This window comes from Citrobacter sp. Cpo012, assembly GCF_030333015.1.
In the GTDB taxonomy this organism is placed as follows: domain Bacteria; phylum Pseudomonadota; class Gammaproteobacteria; order Enterobacterales; family Enterobacteriaceae; genus Citrobacter; species Citrobacter portucalensis.
The window spans coordinates 520,554-543,527 of sequence record NZ_JAOWGR010000037.1 but is presented as its reverse complement, the minus strand read 5'-3'; the positions used below and the strand labels follow the sequence as shown (position 1 = coordinate 543,527).

Sequence of the window (22,974 nt, the reverse complement as noted above, 5' to 3'; positions counted from 1 at the left end):
ATTAAGGGACCTGATGGTCCCTTAATATTTGGCATCAAAACGGTACGGTTTTGCGTATTGCGGCGATAAGGATCTGCGCGGCCTGAGAGAGTTGCACATCGACACGGGTAAGAATACCGATGGGTTCACCCGCACCGTGGGTAGGTATCGGCAACGACACCAGCGTCGCCTGGCGTAAATCCTCTCTAACCGCGCCTGAAGGGACAAACCACACATAGTCGTAATCAACCGTCAGCTGGCGGGAAAGCGATGCTGACAGCGTTTCAATGCAGCCTGGCGGCATTTTACAACCCTGACTTTGCAACAATGCTTCTGCGTGCTGGCGAGGCGCGGTTCCTTTTGGCGAAACCACCACCGGCCACTCCATTACCCGACTTAACGTGATGGTTTCCTGCAACAGCGGATGGTTAGGGCGCACGACCAGTTTAAGTGATTCCAGAAACAACAATTCATAGTTCAGACCGACCATTAATTCCGGATCGGCCATGCGACCAATGCCAAGATCGATTTCCCCGGATTTTAAACCTGCCAGAATCATCGGATTGCTCATGGTGGCGACCTGTAGCGTGGTCTCCATTTGCTGCTTGTGGAAAGGACCAATTACCGCAGGCAGAATGCCCAGTGCCGCGGTGGGTAAGGCCCCGATCCGTACGACATCAGTCTGCGATTCTTCGCGCTGATTTAACGCTTGTCCGGCGGTGTTGAGCGCATCCAGCACTCTTACCGCGTGGGTAAGAAACTGTTCTCCGGGCAGCGTTAACTGCGCGCCAAGGCGGCCACGCTCAAAGAGACGGGTACCGGTCAGTTGCTCCAGTTCATTTAGCGTTTTGGAGAGAGCCGGTTGGCTCAGGTTAAGGGTCTCAGCCGCGCGCCCCAACGTTCCCTGCTGTGCAACGGCGACAAAAGTATGAAGGTGGCGCAAGCGAATGCGCTGATTGAACAGAACATTTTTTTCCATAAGCGATGTTAAAAACAGAGCCGTATCGGTGACAAGTAAAGTTGTTTGTTTTTGATAACCTGATAGCAAAATATTATTAACATTTATCATGTTTTACTTACAACTGATTTATTTTGCTTATGTTTTGTACAGCATTGCTGGGTGGTGGGATCATGGAAGGGAGTGTGCCCAGTCGTTATACTTTGGTGATTGTTTACTTTTGAATGATTTCTCTTCACAAGGCACTGATGAATGATACATGTAATAGGGCACCTTAATCCCGATAGCGATGCCATCTGCACCGCCGCAATGACGGCGCGTTGGCTTAGTTTACGTGGCCAGCAGGCGACGGCATGGCGTTTGGGCGAGCCTAACCGCGAAACGCAGTTTATCTTTGAGCATGCGGGGCTGACGATGCCTGAACGGTTGACGTTTGAACTGACCGATCGTGATGTCTGGCTGGTCGACTTCACCGAGCCGGCCCAGGGACCGGAATCGTTAACAGAAAGTAACGTGGTGGGAATTATCGATCATCACCGACTTGGTGGGTTAGTCACCCGTCTGCCACCGGAAGTGTGGGTGAAGCCTGTCGGCAGTAGCGCAACCCTGCTGTGGCAACTGATGACGGAGGATGAACGCAACCAATTATCTTCCGCTGAGGCTGTTTTACTGCTCGGCGCCGTATTGAGTGACACTGTCACGCTTCGTTCGCCAACGACGACCACTGACGATCGCCTGGCGGTTGATGCGCTGGCCCAAAAAACCGGAGTGGATCTTGACGCTTTCAGTCGCGACCTGCTGTCAGCTAAAACAAGTGTGGAAGGGATGAGTGCCCGGGAACTTTTGCAGAAAGACATTAAAACCTTCACCATCCATGGACATTCAGTCTGTGTCGCGCAGCTCGAACTCTATGCGCTGCAACAGGTGGATGCGGTGCTGGACGATCTCCGTCAGGAAATGGCGCGCTATGCAGAAGAAAAGAACGCTGCGTTAGTCGTGCTGATGCTCACTGTCATCAATCTGGGTGACACCAGCCTATGGTTTGCTGGATCAGAACTTTCAGACATCCCGCAGCCTTGCAAGGTCGAAGGTATGCTTAGCCGTAAAAAACAGATGCTGCCCTGGCTGGAAAGTCATTTGAAACCACGCCAGTAGGTACTGTTCATCTTTTGTATGGGTGGGAAGTTTACGCGGGGTCACACTTTGTAAATTCTTCCCACCGGAGTCAGCGGTGTTTTCTACACTCCAGGTAATATTCACTGGAGGCATGACATTATGGCGAACACCATCACGGCAGATGAGATTCGGGAACAATTTTCGCAGGCAATGTCAGCAATGTACCAGCAGGAAGTCCCGCAGTACGGCACGTTGCTGGAACTTGTCGCTGATGTGAATCTGGCGGTACTGGAAAATAATCCGACGCTGCATGAAAAACTGGCGAATGCGGATGAACTGGCCCGGCTAAACGTTGAGCGTCATGGCGCCATTCGAGTGGGTACCGCGCAGGAGCTTTCTACGCTGCGCCGGATGTTTGCCGTTATGGGCATGTATCCGGTGAGTTATTACGATCTCTCCCAGGCGGGCGTCCCCGTACATTCTACAGCCTTTCGTCCCATCGACGATGCCTCGTTATCGCGCAACCCGTTTCGGGTATTCACCTCGTTATTACGGCTCGAACTAATCGAAAACGCCGCGCTGCGGCAAAAAGCCGCTGAGATCCTCGCGAAACGCGATATTTTCACTCGCCGTTGCCACGAACTGCTGGATGAATTTGATGCGCAGGGCAGTTTTACATCTGAACAGGCGCAAGAATTTGTGCATGAAGCGCTGGAAACTTTTCGCTGGCATCAGCATGCCACGGTCGATGAAGCGGCCTATCACGCATTACACAACGAACACCGGCTGATTGCCGATGTGGTGTGCTTCCCCGGTTGTCATATCAACCATCTGACACCGCGAACGCTGGATATTGACCGGGTGCAGTCGATGATGCCGGAATGCGGCATTGAACCGAAAATACTGATTGAAGGGCCGCCGCGCCGCGAGGTGCCCATTTTATTGCGTCAGACCAGTTTCAAAGCGCTGGAAGAACCGGTGTTGTTTGCCGGTGAAATGCGCGGCACTCACACGGCACGTTTTGGTGAGATCGAACAGCGCGGCGTGGCCCTGACGCCGAAAGGTAGAGCGTTGTACGACGAATTGCTGAATAAAGCGGGAACGGGGAAAGACAATCTGACGCACCAGCTACATCTTCAGGAGGTGTTTAAAGCCTTCCCGGACAGCGAATTCCTGCTGCGCCAGCAGGGGCTAGCCTGGTTCCGCTATCGTCTGACGCCATCGGGTGAAGCGCATCGGCAGGCGATTCGCCCTGATGACGATCCGCAGCCGCTTATTGAACGGGGCTGGCTGGTTGCGCAACCCATCACCTACGAAGATTTTTTACCGGTGAGCGCCGCAGGAATTTTCCAGTCCAATTTGGGCAATGAAACACAAGCTCGCAGCCACGGAAATTCCAGCCGCGACGCGTTTGAACAGGCGCTGGGTTGCGCGGTTTATGATGAGTTTGCGCTGTATCAGGAGGCTCAAGAACGAAGTAAACGTCGGTGTGGTTTACTTTAATGGAATTTACATGGGATTCGGTCTGTTCCCATCGACATAAAATATTTTCGATTTTGTACAGATAATCGGCGACCAACAATTGGATTATTAATGAATTTTGTCTAGAGTGAGCGGTCAGAAATGTGCACTCTCTTGCCGCTGATTTTGACCGGCGCGGGACCATTTACACGACCAGAAGGACTCACTTTCAGGCATGAATCGCAGACGATTTATTAAAGGTTCAATGGCAATGGCCGCCGTGTGCGGAACCAGTGGTATTGCATCACTCTTTTCCCGCGCCGCCTTTGCGGCAGAGTCTGACATTGCAGACGGAAAAACCGTACGTTTTGATTTTTCCGTTCTGCAATCGATGGCCCATGACTTAGCACAGAAGCCCTGGGGCGGCGCACCGCGCGCGTTACCGGAAACGCTGGCGAAACTGACGCCGCAGGCCTACAACAGCATTCAATATGACGCAGAGCAGTCTCTGTGGAACAATGTTGAAAATCGTCAGCTTGATGCGCAGTTCTTCCACGTGGGAATGGGCTTCCGTCGCCGTGTACGCATGTTCTCGGTTGATGGTAGTACGCATATGGCGCGTGAAATTCACTTCCGTCCGGAACTGTTTAAATACAACGACGCGGGTGTGGATACCAAACAATTGGAAGGGCAGACTGACCTCGGATTCGCTGGATTCCGCGTGTTTAAAGCGCCAGAACTGGCCCGCCGCGATGTCGTTTCTTTCCTGGGCGCCAGCTATTTCCGCGCCGTGGATGACACCTATCAGTACGGTTTATCGGCCCGTGGTCTGGCGGTAGATACCTACACCGACAGCAAAGAAGAGTTTCCTGATTTCACCTCTTTCTGGTTTGAAACGGTTAAACCGGGCGCAACCTCTTTTACCGTGTATGCGCTTCTCGACAGCCCAAGCGTAACCGGCGCATTCAAGTTCGTGATCCACTGCGAGAAAACGCAGGTGATTATGGATGTACAAAACCACATCTATGCGCGCAAAGACATCAAGCAGCTTGGCATTGCGCCGATGACCAGCATGTTCAGCTGCGGCAACAATGAGCGTCGGATGTGCGACACTATTCACCCGCAAATCCATGACTCCGATCGTCTGGCGATGTGGCGGGGCAATGGCGAGTGGATCTGCCGTCCGCTGAATAACCCGCAAAAGCTGCAGTTCAACGCCTATACCGATAACAACCCGAAAGGGTTTGGCTTGCTGCAACTCGATCGCGACTTCTCCCATTATCAGGACATCATGGGCTGGTATAACAAGCGCCCAAGCCTGTGGGTGGAACCGCGCAACCAGTGGGGCAAGGGGACCATCGGTCTGATGGAGATCCCGACGACCGGCGAAACGCTGGATAACGTTGTCTGCTTCTGGCAGCCGGACAAGAAGATCAAAGCCGGCGATGAGCTGGAATTCAAATATCGCCTGTACTGGAGCGCTCAACCGCCGGTGCGTTCACCGCTGGCTCGCGTGATGGCGACCCGGACAGGCATGGGCGGTTTCCCGGAAGGATGGGCACCGGGCGAGCATTACCCAGAAAAATGGGCGCGTCGTTTTGCCGTTGACTTCGTTGGTGGCGATCTAAAAGCGGCTGCGCCGAAAGGCATTGAACCGGTGATTACGCTCTCCAGCGGTGAAGCGAAACAGATTGAGATCCTCTACGTGGAGCCTATCGATGGTTATCGCATTCAGTTTGACTGGTATCCGACCTCTGACTCAACCGAACCGGTAGATATGCGTATGTTCCTGCGTTGTCAGGGTGACGCCATCAGCGAAACCTGGCTGTATCAGTACTTCCCGCCAGCGCCGGATAAACGTCAGTACGTTGACGACCGCGAGATGCGTTAATCACGCCCTTTACGGCTCTCCTGATGGGGAGCCGTATCTGCAATCATCCTCATAACGACTCTGTACACTATTTACTCGATCCTGTTCGCATTTTTCTGTATGGCAAATGGGTACTCTGTGGGTGTGTATTTCTTATACACGTTCTTGTCCACTAACAGGGAGAAAGTATGTTTCCAGAATACAGAGACCTTATTTCCCGACTGAAATCCGAGAACCCTCGCTTTCTGTCCTTATTCGAAAAACACAACAGCCTTGATCATGAGATCTCCAGACTGGAAGGTTCGGATGGTCGGGGGTATAGTTTGGACATTGTTCGTCTTAAGAAACAGAAACTCCACCTGAAGGAAGATTTGCTCAAAATATTGCAAAAAGAGAGTGTCAGTGAGAGCTGAGTAGAACGGCGCTTGCTGTGTAAAAGGGCTTCCTGCGAGAAACGGAAGCCCTTCCTGTTTTAGGTGTTAATCGACCATCACGCGTTTGTTCGTCGCCCCCCAGAGGATCGACATTTCAGTGAACAACGCGCCGCTAATTTCTTCGACTTCTTCTGCACTAACCTGTGCATTTCCCTGTTTACCGAACAGCACCACTTCATCACCGGATGCAACCTGCGGCAAATCGGTTACATCGACGATCACGGTATTCATGGATGTTTTACCCAGTACCGGAACCCGCTGGCCGCGGATCAGCACGTGCCCTGCATTACTGAACACACGGCGATAACCATCGGCATAACCTGTCGGGATATTGGCCAGAACGGAATCACGTTTAAGGGTATAGGTTCTGTCATATCCGACGGTGTTTCCTTTGGGGTAATGGTTTACCGACGCGATGGCAGATTTAAACGTCATGACGCGTTTGTATTCGGTGCTGGCGATGGTATCGCCATAGAAAATACCGCCAACACGCACCATGTCGAGCCAGGATTCTGGAACGGTCAGGGTAGCGAACGTATTCGCGACATGCAGGGTGACATCTTCGCGCTTAAGCCCGGTAATTTTCAGTACCTGGGCTGATTGCGTATTGAAACGGGCCAGATCGCGTTTTACCACTGCCGCATCTTCTTCCGGGAAATGCGACATGATGCCGACAATTTTCAGGCCAGGTAATGCGGAAATAGCGCGTGCTTCTTCCAGACCTGCAGCGGTACTGACTTCCAGACCGTTACGCGACATACCGCCAGAGTTCAGCGCCAGATGGATACGAATAGTTTTACCTTTCTCCTGAGCGATTGCACTTAGACGCTTAGCCATATCCAGATTACCGATAAGCTCTTCGGTATCGAAATCCGCCGCCTGGCGCATCTCTTTTTCCGTCGCGTTACGCACGCGCATGAGCTGCGATGTATAGCCTGACAGGCGAACGGTACTAATCTCCTCGTTGCTGGCGATGCCAATACATTGCACGCCGTTTTGCATCATCACCGGTGTTACCAGTGAGAGATCGTGCCCATACGCGTCGCCTTTAAGAATGGCGCACATCCGGGTTTTATCTCCCAGCAGTTGCTGAACTTTATGAATGTTATATTCCAGCGCGCTACGGGAAATTTCCAGCGTGGTATTATCCACGACCTGTTGCTTATTGACGGCAAAGGGAACGGGGCCCGCTTGCGTGGTGGAAACAGGTTGGTGACAGGCGGTAATCAGTAAAAGCGGAATAAGTGCTAAACGACCCAAAGGTGCTGCCATGCTTGCTCCTTAGCAATAGAATGAAAGTGTTATTGTCATCATTACGGTCTATCCATCAGGGGATACCCGGATCACCAGAGTAACGGGTTCCACGCCAGAGATTCTTTCTAAGTGATTGCTGTTACAGCATAAAAATAAGACATCCCCGGCGCTAAACAGAGTAATATCGGCTACTGCCAGTCAGAAATGCCCCGTTTACGATCGCAAAGGAGATAAACATGTCAGAAATAATTATCGTTAGTGACGCGCTGGAACTGTGGGCGGTAGAAGAACACCACGTCACCCTTCTGCATCAGTTGGTGCTTAAAAATAAAACCTGGCTCCAACAGTCACTGAACTGGCCGCAGTTTGTCGAATCTGAGGACGACACGCGTAAGAACGTGCAGGGGAATATGATGTTGCACCAGCGCGGCTACGCCAAAATGTTCCTTATTTTCGAACAAGGGGAGGTGGCTGGCGTTATCTCGTTTAACCAGATAGAGCCGCTGAACAAAGCCGCTTATATTGGTTATTGGCTGGGTGAAGAGCACCAGGGCAAAGGCATTCTGTCTCAGGCGCTACAGGCAATGATTCATCATTATGCGCAGCGCCAGGATATTCGCCGCTTCGTGATTAAATGTCGTGTAGATAACGTCAAGAGCAACCAGGTTGCACTGCGCAATGGCTTCCGACTGGAAGGATGTATGCAACAGGCGGAGTTCCTTAATGGCGATTACCATGACGTGAATCTCTACGCCCGCATCATTGATGGCTCTTCAGAATAAACCGGCGATAGGGGTGCGCGTGATACGTTGTTCACCGTTGATCACTTTTGGCCCGCGCAGATGGATCGCATCGCCGTCAAAGGCTTCAACTTGGGCCTGATCGGTTATCTCAATATGATGCTCGATCAGCACTTCACCCAGAATACAGGCATAGCCTTCAATCAGGATGTGACCGTCAAGCTGGAGCGGTCCGCCACGTAATTGCGCATGCCCCCCAACCAGCACGTGGTGTTTCAGCACGCAGTTACCTTCAACCACCGCGTGTTCCGCCACCTGCGAGCTGTAGCGCAGGGTAGGAATGGCGTCTTCATCCGTTCCGGCGATGACGCGTGCATGCCCATAGACTTTGGCGCAATCGCAGATCCAGACATTATTCTCTTCATTGCCTTCTATCCGTGCAAAATCAAAAACTTCAGCCCGATGTTCTATAAAGGCATAATTGATCATCGCATCGCCATAGATTTGCGCCTGATGCACCACGCGTGAATTGCTGACTGCCGCCCGCTCGTAAATTTGCAGGAGCTGGTCGCTTTCACGGGTTAACCCTCTGGCCGCAATGATTTCAGAGTCACACACAATGCGTGCATCACCGCAGATGAGGCACTCACCGCGAACAACAGAATCCTGAATGGTGACGTTGTCACGTATTTGCGCGTTATGGCTGATTTCTGCTCGGTCAATCCAGACGGCATCACCAATCTGCGCGCCATCTCTGACCACGCTTGCCTGTGTAATACGGGCGTCTCCGGATATCGTCGCGCCGGAAAACGCGAGCGCATTCTCATCGTATATCCAGCAATTACCGCTTTGCGACAGAACGCTTTCATCATCAATCCAGCCACCGAGCGTACCGGATCTAACATCATTAAAATCAATGAGTGCGATGATTTGGCGTAGTAATACACTTTTTTTATTGCCATTATCCAGGTAACTAAAGGAGCGAGATTCATCGCTTAGACGGTATTTGGTCATAGCTCATTTCCATGTTGCGCACCTTAGTTAAACGTAGCAAAGTTTTCTGCACTGGCTAAACCGGCAGATATTCCATAAAATGCATTTCAAATATACTTTAAAAAATAAACAAAATGAGTAAGAACAAACAGAGTGAACGGGTCCTCAATCTTCCGGCCGGTTATTTTGGCATGGTACTGGGTACAATTGGGATGGGATTTGCGTGGCGTTACGCCAGCCAGGTGTGGCCGGTGAGCCACTGGATTGCTGATGGCTTAGTCATCCTTGCAATGGTCATCTGGGGATTGCTGACGCTGGCCTTTCTGAGCCGTTTACTGCGTTTTCCGCATAGCGTACTGGCGGAAATTCGTCATCCGGTGATGAGTAGCTTTGTCAGTCTGTTTCCGGCCACCACGATGCTGGTCGCGATTGGATTTGTTCCGTGGTATCGACCGCTGGCGATTGGGTTATTCAGTATTGGCGTGGTCATACAGCTGGCATACGCAGCCTGGCAAACGGCAGGGCTGTGGCGTGGGGAGCATCCGGAAGAGGCCACCACGCCGGGTCTGTATCTGCCAACCGTTGCCAATAACTTTATCAGCGCCATGGCCTGTGGTGCACTTGGGTTCAACGATGCCGGATTGGTGTTTTTGGGCGCCGGGGTATTTTCATGGCTCAGCCTGGAGCCAGTGATTCTGCAACGTTTACGAAGCTGCGGCGAGCTGCCGACGGTTTTACGGACTTCACTTGGTATTCAGTTGGCACCCGCGCTGGTCGCCTGTAGCGCCTGGCTTAGCGTCAACGGTGGCGAGGGGGATACGTTAGCCAAAATGTTGTTCGGCTATGGTTTGCTGCAACTTCTGTTCATGCTACGCCTTATGCCGTGGTATTTGTCACAGCCGTTTAATGCGTCTTTCTGGAGCTTCTCGTTTGGCGTGTCGGCCCTGGCGACAACGGGATTGCATCTTGGACACGGCAGCGAATCAGGATTTTTTCATACGCTGTCTATCCCACTGTTTATTTTTACCAATTTTATCATTGCATTATTACTGATACGTACGTTTGCATTGCTGATGCAGGGGAAACTGCTCATCCGCACGGAGCGTGCTGCATTACTGAAATCTGAGGATAAATAATGACCCTTTGCGACGAAAACTACTTTACTGAAAAATATGATTTAACCCGTACGCATTCCGATGTCGTTGAAGCGGCAAAAGTGGTTGCGCCAGGTAAAACGTTAGATCTGGGCTGCGGTAACGGCCGAAACAGCCTGTACCTGGCGGCAAATGGCTATGACGTTACCGCATGGGATAAAAACCCCATGAGCATCGCTAACCTTGAGCGCATCAAAGCGGCTGAGGGGCTGACCAACCTGAACGCGAAGGTCGCTGACCTTAATGCGTTGCGTTTTGAGGGTGAATACGATTTTATTCTTTCTACCGTTGTACTGATGTTTCTTGAAGCCAAAACGATCCCTGGCCTTATTGAGAATATGCAACGTTGTACTAAACCGGGTGGATATAACTTAATCGTCGCAGCGATGGATACTGATGATTTTCCGTGCACCGTTGGTTTTCCGTTTGCGTTTAAAACCGGAGAATTACGCAACTATTACAGTGGGTGGGATCTGCTGAAATATAACGAAGACGTAGGTGAACTTCATCGTACAGATGAAAACGGTAATCGAATTAAACTGCGCTTTGCCACCATGCTGGCACGCAAAACTGCCTGAACCTCGCGTCTGGGTTAACTCTTTCTGCGTTCAGCATTTTTTGTGCTGAGCGCAGAGATAAAATTGTGCGGTGCTTACCATTTTTAGTACATCCAAAATGAAACTGTTTTGCTATCCTTTTTAGGCATCATTGCGAAAACTAAAGGGATCGTTTCATGCGTACTCAAACTTTATTTAAAGTTGCAGCGCTTACTGGCTTGTTGGCATTATCCGGCTGTGCGTCAAAAGTGACCGAGCCGGATAAATATTCTGGGTTTTTAAAAAATTACTCTGATCTGAAGGAAACAAAATCAGCCTCGGGACAAACGGTACTCCGTTGGGTTGACCCGAGCTACAACGAATCCAAATATGACAACATCGTGTATAACCCGGTAACGTATTATCCGGTTCCGAAACCTACTACGCAGGTAGGGCAGCAGGTTCTTGATCAATTACTGACCTATACCAATACACAGTTGAAATCCGCCATCAGCAAGCGTAAGCCTCTGGTTACGACCCCTGGACCGCGTAGCCTGATTTTCCGCGGGGCGATTACCGGTGTAGCGACCAGCAAAGAAGGACTGCAGTTCTATGAAGTGGTCCCGGTTGCACTGCTCGTTGCGGGAACGCAAATGGCGACGGGTCACCGTACCATGGATACCAACCTCTATTTCGAGGGTGAGTTGATTGATGCAGCGACCAATAAACCGGTGATTAAAGTTGTACGTAAGGGTGAAGGTAAAGACCTGAACAACGAAAGTACGCCGATGGCGTTCGAAACGTTGAAGAAAGTTGTTGATGACATGGCGACCGATGCCTCCATGTTTGATGTGAACAAAAAACCACAATAAAAATGATGAACGCACCATCTCAGGATGGTGCGTTTTTTTATGCCACACGACGACGATAGAGTAGTTTACCCATCAGCGCTTCCGGTCGGGCAAACATCACCAGATTTCCCAGTAAGATCAACACCAATCCGGCAATTGCATTAACTTGCCAGATGTATCCTTCATACAATGTTGACAGCGTCAGCGCCACCAGCGGGAACAGCAGCGTGCTGTATGCCGCCTTACTGGGACCAATGCGACCTACCAGCGTGAAATAAGCGCCAAAGGCAATCACTGAGCCGAAAATAGCAAGATATAACAGCGCGCTAAGATAGCTGAATGTCCACTGTGGCGTGAAGTTGTCGCCGCGCACCAGCGCAATGGCCGCGATCAGCAATGTGCCGTACAGCATGGCCCAACTGTTGGTGGTCAGTACTTCCAACCCTTTTTTCTGGTGACGCAGACTGATCATATTACCCAGTGAGAAGCCGAAGGTTCCCAGAGCGCTCAAACCGATGCCCAGTAACAGTGAATGATTAAACCCGCTGTTGAGCAAATCCTGCCAGAACAGAGTCACGATGCCCGTCAGTCCCAGACCCGCTGCAATATAGAAGCGCAGCGGTGGTTTTTGACCAAAAAAGATGAAGCTATTGACTGCATTGAACAGGACGGCCATTGAGAAAATCACCGACTCCAGGCCGGTATTAATCCACGCCGCAGCCGTATAAAAACACCAGAAGTTAAAGCAAAAAACGCATCCGCCCTGTAACAGACAAAACAGATGATCGCGGCCAGACAGTTTGCGTAATTTACCGCTTAGCAACAGGATCACTATCATCACTGAGCTGGCAACGGCGAAGCGCCAAAAGATAGAAACCGGCGCAGAAACCGGACCTTGCTGCAAATAAATCGCAATCCATGTCGTTCCCCAAATAACCACTACCAGGCAGTACAACAGTGCGTTCATACGACTCTCTCTTTATTCATTCAGACTTACACTGTGTCACGACGGAATGCAGGAGGCTTTCATCGGCTTGCGGTGGACTTGCAAAATCTTGCGCTTTTTTTAGCGTAATAGTGAAAAGGCAGCTGTTAACGATATGTAGCTGATATAGACTGAAAGCCTGCTAACTTATTTTGAATGTGATGGTATGTCTCAGCCCTACGGTGCCTTTGAAAACTTGCGCAAACATAATGCCGTGCTGCATGAATCGGTTGCGTTACATTCAGGGATCCAACTGGCGGCCTGGTCGAACAAACGCGATACCATCACCCAATATTGCGATCACCATACGCTCAGTTTATACATCGCAGATGGTTACGAGAGTTACCACAAGACGGCGGGAGGCTGGAAGAATGGCGGGGGACCAGACCGTTTTTGCCTGATGCCGAAAGAGAGTGAGTCCAGTTGGGATATTCGTGACGATCTTTCCTTTGTTCATCTCTATTGTACGGACGCGCATTTGCGCGAAGTGGGTGAAAAAGTCTGGGACAAAAGCCCCTATAGCTTCACGCTGGACGAGCATACGTTTGGCAGTGACCCGGGGATCACGGCGGTTTACCGTCAGTTTTTGCTTGGTAATGACTGGCAGCAACCGGCCAATCACCTCACGCTTAGCGCGGCATCTTCACTACTGTTAACGCATCTGATCCAGCATTACAGCAATGTGCAATGGCGACTTCCCGTCGTCACCGGAGGGCTTGCGCCTGCCACATTGCGCAACGTGCTGGCCTATATTGAAGCACATCTGGCGTATCCCATAACGTTGAGCGATCTGGCAGGTGAAGCAGCGCTAAGTGAATTCCATTTTGCCAGAATGTTTCGCCAGTCGATGAGTATGGCGCCTCATCAGTACGTCATGCAACGCCGTATGGCGCTGGCGCAGCAACTGGTCTGTTGTTCATCACGCAGCCTGTCGGATATTGCAATGGCCTGTGGGTTCAGTTCGGCGAGCCATTTCAGTAACCGGTTTAAACAAGTGACGGGTAAAACGCCAACGCAGCTACGCGCGGCGAAATAATGTCAACACTGAGTAGCAAATACCGCCGACGACCAGCCCCCAGAATGCAGACCCAACGCCAAATACCGTCAGACCACTGGCCGTAACCAGAAAAGTCACGATGGCCGCATCGCGTTCTGCTTCATTATGTAAGGCTTGAAATAAACTACCGCTAATCGTGCCGAGTAATGCCAGACCAGCAAGCATCTGGATCCAGCTTACGGGCAGGGCTGCCATCAGTCCTGTGACCGAACCGCCAAACACCCCAGCCAGAATGTAAAAGACACCCGCTGCGGCTGCGGCGAGCCAGCGTCGATTTGCATCTGGATGGGCTTCGGGGCTTTGGCAAATTGCGGCGGTTATGGCGGCGATGCAGATGGAATAGACGCCAAACGGCGAAAATAGCAGTGCCAACAGACCCGTAAAAACAATCAGGGGTGAAACGGGTAACGAATATCCAGATGCTTTCATGGTCGCAATACCGGGGGCATTTTGCGAAGCCATAGTGACCAGAAACAGCGGTAGCGCAATACTGATACTGTGGGCTAATGAAAAGTGTGGTGCAATAAACGCTGGCAACACCGGTGACAGATTAACACCATCGGTGACAATGTCACCTTTAACCAGGGCGATGGCTATACCTACCAACATTGCGGCGATAACGGCATACCGTGGGGCAATTACTTTTAGTACCAACCACGCCAGCAGCATGCTGCCGCACAAGATAAGCTCACTGTTCAGGCTATTGAACGCCTGCAAACCAAAACGCAGCAAGATCCCGGCCAGCATGGCCGATGCCAGCGAGTGGGGAATAATTTTCATCAGGCGGGCAAACAGCCCGGTTATACCACACAGCACAATCAATGCATTAGCTACGATAAAAACACCGATAGCATCCTGAATCGATACCCCTTGCAGGCCCGTCACCAGCAGCGCGGCACCGGGCGTTGACCATGCGGTGAGTACAGGGGCGCGATACCACAATGTCAGCGCCAGCGTACTGACCCCCATTGCTAACCCCAGTGCGGTCATCCAGCCTGCGATTTGTCCGGTCGTCGCACCTGCGGCGAGCGCCGCTTGCCAGATAATGGCCGCTGAACTGGCGTAGCCGACCAGGACCGCCACAAAACCCGACAAAACTGTAGGCAAGGGGATGGAAAATGTGCGCATAGCAACTCCGCGTGCGTTATAACGGTCAGTCACTGTAACACTGTGCGTTATAGCGTACAAGTGCTAAGCTGTAGCCCTGAGAAAGGAGAGCGACGAAGGAGAAAAATGGACAACTTAACCCACTATTTGGCCACAACGCTCAAGACGCTACGTCACCAGAGGGAATGGAGCCTTTCGCGTCTGGCGGAGGAAACTGGCGTGTCAAAAGCGATGCTGGGGCAGATTGAGCGCAACGAATCCAGTCCAACGGTGGCGACATTGTGGAAAATTGCCACCGGACTGAACGTCCCATTTTCAACGTTTATTTCACCACCAGAGTCAGACGGCACGCTAACATTCGATCCCCAGCAGCAGGCGATGGTCGTCACACCGTTGTTCCCGTGGGATCCGCAACTGTGCTTCGATTATTTTTCGATACTGCTGGCACCCGGCGCGCTCAGTGAATCTACTCCGCATGAAACCGGCGTAATTGAGCACGTGGTGGTGATTAGTGGTCTGCTGGATATGTGTATTGAGGGGCAGTGGCGCACCTTTAAATCCGGTGAGGGTGTCCGTTTCGCTGGAGATACGGCACATAGTTACCGTAACAGTAGCGAGCAAACGGTTCATTTTCATTCGCTGATCCATTACCCACGCGGTTAATCGGGAAAACTATTCCGAAACGCCGCGCTTGTGACTACAATAACCGCCATTTTTACCGCTTGTGGATGGTAACAACTGTATGCGCCAGCAGCCTCATCACCTTGAATTGTTAAGCCCGGCTCGGGATACCGCCATTGCGCGCGAAGCCATTTTGCACGGCGCAGACGCCGTTTACATTGGTGGACCAGGTTTTGGCGCGCGTCATAACGCCAGTAATAGCCTGAAAGATATTGCCGAATTAGTGCCTTTTGCCCATCGTTACGGGGCAAAAATCTTTGTGACGCTAAACACGATCTTGCATGATGATGAGCTGGAGCCCGCACAACGGTTAATTACCGATCTGTATCAGACCGGCGTTGATGCCCTGATCGTGCAGGATATGGGGATTCTGGAACTGGATATTCCCCCGATTGAACTGCACGCCAGCACCCAGTGCGATATTCGCAGCGTTGAGAAGGCGAAATTTCTATCCGATGTGGGATTCACCCAGATTGTGCTGGCGCGCGAACTGAGCCTTGAGCAGATTAACGCTATCCATCAGGCTACCGATGCGACCATTGAGTTTTTCATTCACGGTGCGCTGTGCGTTGCCTATTCAGGGCAGTGTTATATTTCACATGCACAAACCGGACGCAGCGCTAACCGCGGCGACTGTTCCCAGGCTTGCCGTCTGCCGTATACCCTGAAAGACGATCAGGGGCGCGTGGTATCCTATGAAAAACATCTGCTGTCGATGAAAGATAACGATCAGACCGCCAACCTGGGCGCGTTGATTGACGCAGGTGTGCGTTCCTTCAAAATTGAAGGGCGCTATAAGGACATGAGTTATGTGAAGAATATTACCGCGCATTATCGCCAGATGCTCGACGCCATCATTGAAGAACGCGGCGATCTGGCCCGTTCATCAGCGGGACGTACCGAACATTTCTTTACCCCATCCACAGAGAAAACCTTCCATCGCGGCAGCACCGATTATTTTGTGAATGCCCGTAAAGGGGATATCGGCGCATTCGACTCACCAAAGTTTATCGGTTTGCCGGTCGGCGAAGTCCTGAAGGTGGCGAAAGATCATCTCGATGTTGAGGTGACTGAAGCGCTGGCAAACGGGGATGGCCTGAACGTGTTAATCAAACGTGAGGTTGTTGGATTTCGCGCCAACACCGTGGAAAAAACGGGGAACAATCGTTATCGGGTATGGCCGAATGAAATGCCCGCCGACCTGCACAAAGTGCGTCCGCATCATCCGCTGAATCGCAACCTCGATCATAACTGGCAGCAAGCGTTAACAAAAACTTCCAGCGAACGCCGTGTTGCGATCGATATTGAGCTCGGCGGCTGGCAGGAGCAGTTGATTCTGACGCTCACCAGTGAAGAAGGCGTGAGTATCACCCATACGTTGGACGGCCAGTTTGAGGAAGCGAACAATGCGGAAAAAGCGCTGAGTAACCTACAGGACGGACTGGCAAAACTTGGTCAGACGATGTACTACGCCCGCAATATTCAGGTGAATCTGCCGGGCGCGCTGTTCGTGCCAAACGGTCAACTAAATCAGTTCCGGCGTGAAGCCGTTGATATGCTGGATGCAGCGCGCTTGCAAAGCTATCAGCGCGGTAGCCGCAAACCGGTATCTCAGCCAGCGCCGGTTTATCCACAAACGCACTTGAGTTTCCTGGCTAACGTCTACAACCAAAAAGCGCGTGAGTTTTATCACCGTTATGGCGTTCAGTTGATTGATGCAGCCTATGAAGCACATGAAGAAAAGGGCGAAGTGCCGGTGATGATCACCAAACATTGCCTGCGTTTCGCCTTTAACCTGTGTCCGAAACAGGCGAAAGGTAACATCAAAAGCTGGAAAGCGACACCGATGCAACTGGTTAACGGCGATGAAGTCCTGACGCTGAAATTTGATTGCCGACCGTGCGAAATGCACGTAATCGGCAAGATGAAGCATCACATTCTGAAGATGCCGTTGCCGGGCAGCGTCGTGGCTTCGGTCAGTCCAGAAGAACTGATGAAGACACTGCCAAAGCGCAAAGGTTAATCGTTAGCTCAGATGTGTATCGGGTTTGCGTGATTTTTGCCAGTGATGGTGCTCACGAAGATCGGCGGCGGATTCTTCCGCCGTCACTCGAAGTTCATCGCTGTCGGCCGTGTGTCGTAGCAAATGATCGGCATCCTGCACCTGAAGATATTCATGTCCCTGATTAGTAGCGAAAAGTTGACCGGAAAAAAGCGCGCTGGCCAGCAATAACACCGTTAACCCTTTCTTAAACATCATGCACCCTCTGGTACGTTAGCTGCGGAATTGGCGATAATTTCGCCCGGTGACTATTCAATATTTTAATCGGGTTAATGACAATCTCTGTTTTGCCATTTCGATGTTTTTTACATTTTTGTTTAGTCGATGTTGGGATTTGTAACACCCGGGCAGTGCAGCGCGCTGACCGGGTGTTATCAGGGCGAGATTCAGGACTTAAATCCGGCGGCCGTCATCAGGAGACGAAAGAACATACCAACGGCGGCCAGGGCCAGCACGCTGCCGCCCCAGAGGATCACCAGCCACATCAGGCGTTTCCAGATTGTTTGTTGCATCAATGATACCCCTCACCATGTTGAACTTTGCCGCGGAAAACGTAGTAGCTCCAGAAGGTGTACACCAGGATTATCGGGATAATCAGCAGTGCGCCAACCAACATAAAGCCCTGACTTTGTGCCGGAGCCGCCGCCTGCCAGAGCGTAATAGACGGTGGAATGATATGTGGCCAGATACTGATCCCCAGCCCGCTAAACCCGAGAAAAATCAGCCCCAGCGTTAATACAAAAGGCAGCGTATGGCAGTTATGTTGCCCCAGCGAACGCCACAGCCAGAGACTGATAAGCGCAACCAGCAGCGGAACCGGCATCAGGAACCAAAGGTTGGGCAGGCTAAACCAACGCTCGGCAATTGCGCTATGTGCCAGTGGTGTCCACAGGCTGATAATGGCAATCACAACCAACATTGCCAGCAGCAGTTTTTTGGCCACACTGCGCATTTTATCCTGCAACGGATTTTCGCTTTTCATCACCAGCCATGTCGCCCCCAGCAGGGCGTAAGCCACGACCAGACCAACGCCGCAGAACAACGTGAACGGGGTCAACCAGTCGAAAGGACCGCCGCTGTAGCTGCGTCCGGTAACGGAAAATCCGTTGAGTACGGCACCCACCACGACACCTTGCGTGAATGTCGCGAGGATTGAACCGCCGAGAAAGGCTTTATCCCAGAATGGTCGGTGCGCAGGTGTGGCTTTGAAGCGAAACTCGAACGCGACGCCGCGAAAAATCAGACCGATTAGCATCAGGGTCAACGGAATCGTCAGCGCATCGACAATCACCGCATAGGCCAGGGGGAAAGCGCCGAATAATCCGGCTCCGCCCAATACCAGCCAGGTTTCATTGCCGTCCCATACCGGGGCTACGCTGTTGACCATAACATCGCGGTCGTCAGCGTCCTGAATCGCTGGGAATAAAATGCCAATCCCGAGATCAAAACCGTCCATCACGATATACATCAGCGTGGCGAAGACGATAATTACAAACCAGATAACTGATAAATCGATACCCATTAGCGATGTGCCTCCGGTTGAGAATCGAGGACGGCGGCTGAAAGCGGCCGGGCAGGCGTGCCTGTTGGCGGAATGGTAGGGTCATCTTCCTGTGGCCCTTTACGGATCAGGCGGATCATGTAGCTGTAACCCACGCCAAACACTGAGCTGTACACCACAAAGAAGGACAGCAGGCTGATGCTCATATGTAAATCGCCATGTGCAGAAACCGCATCCGCCGTACGTTGCAGACCGTAAACCACCCACGGCTGACGGCCAACTTCAGTGGTCACCCAACCGGCAAGGATGGCAATCAGACCGGAAGGACCCATCCATAAGGCAAAGTGCAGAAAAGGGCGCGAGGTGTATAAACGCTGCTTATAGCGCAGCCACAGGGCAAACGCGCCCAACAGGATCATCAGCATGCCTAGCCCGGCCATTATGCGAAACGACCAGAACACCATAGTGGAGTTGGGCCTGTCTTCTTTAGGAAACTCTTTTAGGGCCGGGACCTGTTTGTCCAGACTATGGGTCAGGATCAGACTGCCCAGCGCCGGGATTTCCAGCCCATAGCGGGTGCGTTCCTGCTCCATATCCGGCCAGCCGAACAGCAGCAGCGGAGTCGGCTCACCGGGGCGATTTTCCCAGTGTCCTTCAATCGCAGCAATTTTTGCCGGCTGATGCTTCAGCGTATTCAAACCGTGCATATCGCCAATCAAGGCCTGCAGTGGAGCGACGATTAATGTCATCCACAGCGCCATCGAAAACATCGCTCGAATTGCTGGTGTGTTATTCCCGCGCAGCAAATGCCATGCCCCCGAGGCAGCAACAAACAACGCGCTACTCAGGAAGGCGGCAACCGACATATGCAGCAGACGATAGGGGAATGAAGGATTGAAAATAACGGCGAACCAGTCGACGGGAACGACCTGGCCGTTAACTATTTCATAGCCTTGCGGTGTCTGCATCCAGCTGTTGGAGGCGAGGATCCAGAAGGTTGAAATAATGGTACCCAGTGCGACCATGCAGGTGGCAAAGAAATGAAGTCCTGGACCAACCCGATTCCAGCCAAACAACATCACCCCAAGGAAACCAGCTTCGAGGAAGAAGGCGGTTAATACTTCATAGGTCAGTAACGGCCCAGTGATACTCCCGGCGAACTCGGAAAAACCACTCCAGTTGGTGCCGAACTGATAAGCCATCACCAGCCCGGAAACTACACCCATACCAAAATTTACGGCGAATATTTTCGACCAGAAATGGTAAAGCGATCGCCAGGTGGGATTTTTCGTTTTTAGCCATAGCCCTTCCAGCACAGCCAGATAACTGGCGAGCCCGATAGTAATAGCCGGAAAGATGATGTGAAAGGATACCGTAAACGCGAACTGGATCCTTGCCAGGTGAAACGCGTCAAGACCGAACATGCTTAACTCCGCAGGCAAAATTGATTTAGCGCAATTCTAAGTCTGAGGAGCAGTGGAAGGCAGAAACAGAACAGTTCTTTTTAACCATAACAGTTGCACAATTGCTATAGCTTTCACAAAAGATGGAATTCTCAATATTGATGCCTTGATTAGTTCAAACATTGAATTGGCACTTTGTTATATTCGCCGAAAATTATTCATTGGAACAATAAAATGAGCGGAATCGACTTTGTCGTTTTGTGGGTTGACTCAAGTGATTTAGCCTGGCAGGCGAGTTTTGCCAAGCATAAAGCGGCGGGTTGCCATGATGAGGGGGCTAGGCATCCGGCGCGTTTCAGAGATATGGGTATTTTTAATTATTGGTTCAGGTGTGTGGAAAAATATGCGCCATGGGTAAGAAAGATACATTTAGTTACATGCGGACAGATTCCCGCATGGCTTAATGTGAATCATAAAAAGTTAAACATTGTTTTTCATGAACAGTTTATCGAAAACAAGTACTTGCCTACATTTAACTCTAATGCGATAGAGCTTAATATTCATAAGATAAATGATCTGAGCGACAAGTTTGTCTTGTTTAATGATGATATGTTCATTACGGCACCGCTGGCTGAAGATTTCTACTTCGATAATGGAAATCCAAATGACTTTTTGATTTTAAAGAAAAACCCTCCAACCAACAAAGATAATCTCATCATGGCCTCATCAGATTTTCTCAACATCAGCATATTAAATAGCCACTTTAGCAAGCGTGCGATGATGCAGGAAAATAAGAATAAATATTACAGCATGTGTTATAAAAGACGGCTACTGAAAAATTTCGCTAACCGAAAAGAAAAGTTTTTCGAAGGGTTTTATAGTCGACACATTCCGCAACCATTTTTGAAAAGTACGTTCAATGAGATATGGCAGGTGGAAGAACAGTTGCTGAGGGAAACAGTCAGTAAGAAATTCCGCGAGCCTTTGTGCTTAACGCAATACTTATTCCGATATTGGCAGTTGGCGAATGGGAAATTTAACCCTAAAAACCCTATAAAGAGAGGTAAGTATTTCAATTTATCCTCTAAAAGCATAAACGATGCTATCAAAACACTAACCGATGGAACTGCTCAAACCTGTTTTAATGACACCGAGATACTCAATGATTTTGATGCGGTGACTCACAAATTGCGAACAGCATTTGAAAATGTGTTTAGTGAAAAGTCAGGATATGAGATTTAAGACAATAACAGTTTAGGTTTCACTTGGCAGGCTGCAACTTCGGCATTGAAACAAAACTATTCATAACAGTTAGTAAAAATGTAGAGATTATGTAAACTGATATACATGATGGTGGTTACCTGAACGGATTTTCAGAATGAAAAAGTACCAGCGACTGGCAGAGCAAATTCGCGATCAAATTGCGTCTGGCGTATGGCAGCCAGGCGATCGCTTGCCATCCTTGCGTGAGCAGGTGGTCAGCAGCGGAATGAGTTTTATGACCGTCGGACACGCATACCAGTTGCTGGAAAGCCAGGGGCGGATTATTGCCCGACCGCAGTCTGGTTATTATGTCGCCGCGCGCCCCGAACGTGAACTTGCTGCACCGCAGGTGCAGGTCATGCGCGATGAAGCGGTGGATATCAATACCTACATTTTTGATATGTTGCAGGCCAGCCGGGATGCGTCAGTGATGCCCTTTGCCTCCGCATTCCCCGACCCGCGGCTGTTTCCACTTCAGCAGTTGAATCGCTCGTTGGCGCAGGTGAGTAAAACTGCCACCGCCATGAGCGTGATTGAAAACCTGCCGCCGGGGAATGCTGAGCTGCGTCATGCCATTGCCCGTCGCTATGCTCAACAGGGGATGACCATTTCACCGGACGAAATCGTCATCACCACCGGCGCGATGGAAGCCCTCAACCTGAGCCTGCAAGCAGTCACCGAACCGGGTGATTGGGTAATTGTCGAAAACCCCTGTTTTTACGGGGCGTTGCAGGCCCTGGAGCGATTACGTCTGAAGGCGCTTTCGATTGCCACCGACGTAAAAGAGGGGATCGATCTCACCGCGCTGGAGCAGGCGTTGCAGGAGTACCCGGTAAAAGCTTGCTGGCTGATGACAAACAGCCAAAATCCACTGGGTTTTACGCTCAGCGCAGAGAAAAAGGCGCGTCTGGTTGCCTTGCTGGAAAAATACCACGTAATACTGATTGAAGATGATGTTTACAGCGAGCTGTACTTTGGCCGCGAAAAACCGTTGCCTGCCAAAGCCTGGGATCGCGCCGACAGCGTTCTGCATTGTTCGTCCTTCTCGAAGTGTCTGGTACCAGGATTTCGTATTGGCTGGGTAGCAGCAGGGAAACATGCCCGGCGTATTCAGCGACTCCAGCTAATGAGCACCTTATCTACCAGTTCGCCTATGCAGCTTGCCCTTGTTGATTATCTTTCAACCCGGCGCTATGACGCGCATCTGCGGCGCTTGCGTCGGCAACTGGCGGAACGTAAACAACAGGCCTGGCAAACGCTGCTGCGTCATCTTCCGGCGGAAGTCAACATTCACCACAACGACAGCGGTTATTTTCTGTGGCTGGAGCTGCCGGAACCGCTTGATGCCGGTGTGCTCAGTACCCATGCGCTGGCACACCACATCAGTATTGCGCCGGGGAAAATGTTCTCGACCTCGGGAAGCTGGACACGTTTTTTTCGTTTTAATACGGCATGGCACTGGGGAGATCGCGAAGAGCAGGCCGTAAAACAGCTTGGTAAATTAATTCGTGAAATGATGAAATAAACCATAACGCGCTATTCAATATAAATGAATAGCGTGTTCTTATT

Annotated in this window: 22 protein-coding genes; 13 read left to right on the top strand and 9 right to left on the bottom strand. The window is 51.0% G+C overall.

What is annotated here, in order from left to right; genetic code table 11:
- Positions 1 to 34: 34 nt before the first annotated feature.
- Complete coding sequence (gene pcaQ, locus OGX90_RS12470) at positions 35 to 958, bottom strand: pca operon transcription factor PcaQ (RefSeq protein WP_003020288.1); 924 nt, start codon at positions 956 to 958, stop codon at positions 35 to 37.
- A gap of 231 nt (positions 959 to 1,189) precedes the next feature.
- On the opposite strand from pcaQ, the gene OGX90_RS12465 reads away from it, so the two are divergent.
- From OGX90_RS12465 to OGX90_RS12450, 4 genes are all read left to right on the top strand, one after another.
- A complete protein-coding gene (locus tag OGX90_RS12465; protein ID WP_286623970.1) occupies positions 1,190 to 2,092 on the top strand; it encodes a manganese-dependent inorganic pyrophosphatase in 903 nt (300 codons plus the stop codon).
- Positions 2,093 to 2,212: 120 nt separating this feature from the next.
- Positions 2,213 to 3,556: a 2-oxoadipate dioxygenase/decarboxylase HglS gene (hglS, locus tag OGX90_RS12460; protein WP_071446319.1), complete on the top strand. Its 1,344-nt coding sequence runs from the start codon at positions 2,213 to 2,215 to the stop codon at positions 3,554 to 3,556.
- A gap of 193 nt (positions 3,557 to 3,749) precedes the next feature.
- Complete coding sequence (locus OGX90_RS12455; RefSeq protein ID WP_100272422.1) at positions 3,750 to 5,405, top strand: glucan biosynthesis protein D; 1,656 nt, start codon at positions 3,750 to 3,752, stop codon at positions 5,403 to 5,405.
- A 167-nt stretch (positions 5,406 to 5,572) separates the two neighbouring features.
- Positions 5,573 to 5,797, top strand: a complete 225-nt coding sequence (locus OGX90_RS12450; RefSeq protein WP_003833168.1) for an HP1242/YdcH family protein — start codon at positions 5,573 to 5,575, stop codon at positions 5,795 to 5,797.
- 66 nt (positions 5,798 to 5,863) lie between these two features.
- On the opposite strand, the gene alr is transcribed toward OGX90_RS12450, so the two are convergent.
- The gene (alr, locus tag OGX90_RS12445) at positions 5,864 to 7,090 is read right to left on the bottom strand and encodes an alanine racemase (RefSeq protein WP_153753008.1); all 1,227 of its coding nucleotides are present in this window, start codon (positions 7,088 to 7,090) and stop codon (positions 5,864 to 5,866) included.
- Between the two features lie 218 nt (positions 7,091 to 7,308).
- Between alr and rimL the strand changes: the two genes are divergently transcribed.
- Positions 7,309 to 7,854: a 50S ribosomal protein L7/L12-serine acetyltransferase gene (gene rimL, locus OGX90_RS12440; RefSeq protein WP_286623966.1), complete on the top strand. Its 546-nt coding sequence runs from the start codon at positions 7,309 to 7,311 to the stop codon at positions 7,852 to 7,854.
- On the opposite strand, the gene ydcK is transcribed toward rimL, so the two are convergent.
- The gene (gene ydcK, locus OGX90_RS12435; RefSeq protein WP_286623963.1) at positions 7,846 to 8,826 is read right to left on the bottom strand and encodes a YdcK family protein; all 981 of its coding nucleotides are present in this window, start codon (positions 8,824 to 8,826) and stop codon (positions 7,846 to 7,848) included. The genes rimL and ydcK overlap by 9 nt on opposite strands.
- Positions 8,827 to 8,939: 113 nt before the next feature.
- On the opposite strand from ydcK, the gene tehA reads away from it, so the two are divergent.
- The 3 genes from tehA (at position 8,940) to OGX90_RS12420 (ending at position 11,367) form a co-directional block, all read left to right on the top strand.
- A complete protein-coding gene (gene tehA, locus OGX90_RS12430) occupies positions 8,940 to 9,941 on the top strand; it encodes a dicarboxylate transporter/tellurite-resistance protein TehA (protein WP_286623961.1) in 1,002 nt (333 codons plus the stop codon).
- On the top strand, positions 9,941 to 10,537 hold the full coding sequence (gene tehB, locus OGX90_RS12425; RefSeq protein ID WP_048227574.1) for a tellurite resistance methyltransferase TehB: 597 nt from the start codon (positions 9,941 to 9,943) through the stop codon (positions 10,535 to 10,537). The genes tehA and tehB overlap by 1 nt, the downstream gene beginning before the upstream one ends.
- A 155-nt stretch (positions 10,538 to 10,692) precedes the next feature.
- Positions 10,693 to 11,367 carry a DUF3313 domain-containing protein gene (locus OGX90_RS12420; RefSeq protein ID WP_048214142.1) on the top strand — a complete coding sequence of 225 codons (675 nt, stop codon included), beginning with the start codon at positions 10,693 to 10,695 and terminating at the stop codon, positions 11,365 to 11,367.
- A gap of 37 nt (positions 11,368 to 11,404) precedes the next feature.
- Here OGX90_RS12420 and OGX90_RS12415 read toward each other — a convergent pair whose 3' ends face one another.
- Positions 11,405 to 12,313: a DMT family transporter gene (locus OGX90_RS12415; RefSeq protein ID WP_032943534.1), complete on the bottom strand. Its 909-nt coding sequence runs from the start codon at positions 12,311 to 12,313 to the stop codon at positions 11,405 to 11,407.
- 184 nt (positions 12,314 to 12,497) lie between these two features.
- Between OGX90_RS12415 and OGX90_RS12410 the strand changes: the two genes are divergently transcribed.
- Positions 12,498 to 13,367, top strand: a complete 870-nt coding sequence (locus tag OGX90_RS12410; RefSeq protein WP_286623958.1) for an AraC family transcriptional regulator — start codon at positions 12,498 to 12,500, stop codon at positions 13,365 to 13,367.
- Here the strand turns inward: OGX90_RS12410 and OGX90_RS12405 are convergent.
- Entirely contained in the window at positions 13,350 to 14,516 is a 1,167-nt protein-coding gene (locus tag OGX90_RS12405; RefSeq protein WP_126317998.1) for a benzoate/H(+) symporter BenE family transporter, read from the bottom strand. The two genes, OGX90_RS12410 and OGX90_RS12405, sit on opposite strands and share 18 nt — an antisense overlap.
- Before the next feature lie 105 nt (positions 14,517 to 14,621).
- Here OGX90_RS12405 and OGX90_RS12400 point away from each other — a divergent pair, with 105 nt between their 5' ends.
- Both OGX90_RS12400 and rlhA read left to right on the top strand, forming a co-directional pair.
- Entirely contained in the window at positions 14,622 to 15,158 is a 537-nt protein-coding gene (locus OGX90_RS12400; protein WP_213752761.1) for a helix-turn-helix domain-containing protein, read from the top strand.
- 79 nt (positions 15,159 to 15,237) lie between these two features.
- Entirely contained in the window at positions 15,238 to 17,199 is a 1,962-nt protein-coding gene (gene rlhA, locus OGX90_RS12395; RefSeq protein ID WP_167819968.1) for a 23S rRNA 5-hydroxycytidine C2501 synthase, read from the top strand.
- A 3-nt stretch (positions 17,200 to 17,202) separates the two neighbouring features.
- Here rlhA and OGX90_RS12390 read toward each other — a convergent pair whose 3' ends face one another.
- The 4 genes from OGX90_RS12390 to OGX90_RS12375 form a co-directional block, all read right to left on the bottom strand.
- The gene (locus OGX90_RS12390; protein ID WP_003020233.1) at positions 17,203 to 17,433 is read right to left on the bottom strand and encodes a DUF2554 family protein; all 231 of its coding nucleotides are present in this window, start codon (positions 17,431 to 17,433) and stop codon (positions 17,203 to 17,205) included.
- Positions 17,434 to 17,624: 191 nt separating this feature from the next.
- Positions 17,625 to 17,750: a DUF2474 domain-containing protein gene (locus tag OGX90_RS12385; protein ID WP_003020230.1), complete on the bottom strand. Its 126-nt coding sequence runs from the start codon at positions 17,748 to 17,750 to the stop codon at positions 17,625 to 17,627.
- On the bottom strand, positions 17,750 to 18,760 hold the full coding sequence (cydB, locus tag OGX90_RS12380; RefSeq protein ID WP_111465540.1) for a cytochrome d ubiquinol oxidase subunit II: 1,011 nt from the start codon (positions 18,758 to 18,760) through the stop codon (positions 17,750 to 17,752). The genes OGX90_RS12385 and cydB overlap by 1 nt, the downstream gene beginning before the upstream one ends.
- Positions 18,760 to 20,163, bottom strand: coding sequence for a cytochrome ubiquinol oxidase subunit I (locus OGX90_RS12375; RefSeq protein WP_286623956.1), 1,404 nt, complete (start codon positions 20,161 to 20,163; stop codon positions 18,760 to 18,762). The genes cydB and OGX90_RS12375 overlap by 1 nt, the downstream gene beginning before the upstream one ends.
- A 213-nt stretch (positions 20,164 to 20,376) precedes the next feature.
- Here OGX90_RS12375 and OGX90_RS12370 point away from each other — a divergent pair, with 213 nt between their 5' ends.
- Together OGX90_RS12370 and OGX90_RS12365 are read left to right on the top strand one after the other, a co-directional pair.
- A complete protein-coding gene (locus OGX90_RS12370; protein WP_208744280.1) occupies positions 20,377 to 21,384 on the top strand; it encodes a stealth family protein in 1,008 nt (335 codons plus the stop codon).
- A gap of 136 nt (positions 21,385 to 21,520) precedes the next feature.
- Complete coding sequence (locus OGX90_RS12365) at positions 21,521 to 22,930, top strand: aminotransferase-like domain-containing protein (protein WP_048214150.1); 1,410 nt, start codon at positions 21,521 to 21,523, stop codon at positions 22,928 to 22,930.
- Positions 22,931 to 22,974 lie beyond the last annotated feature (44 nt).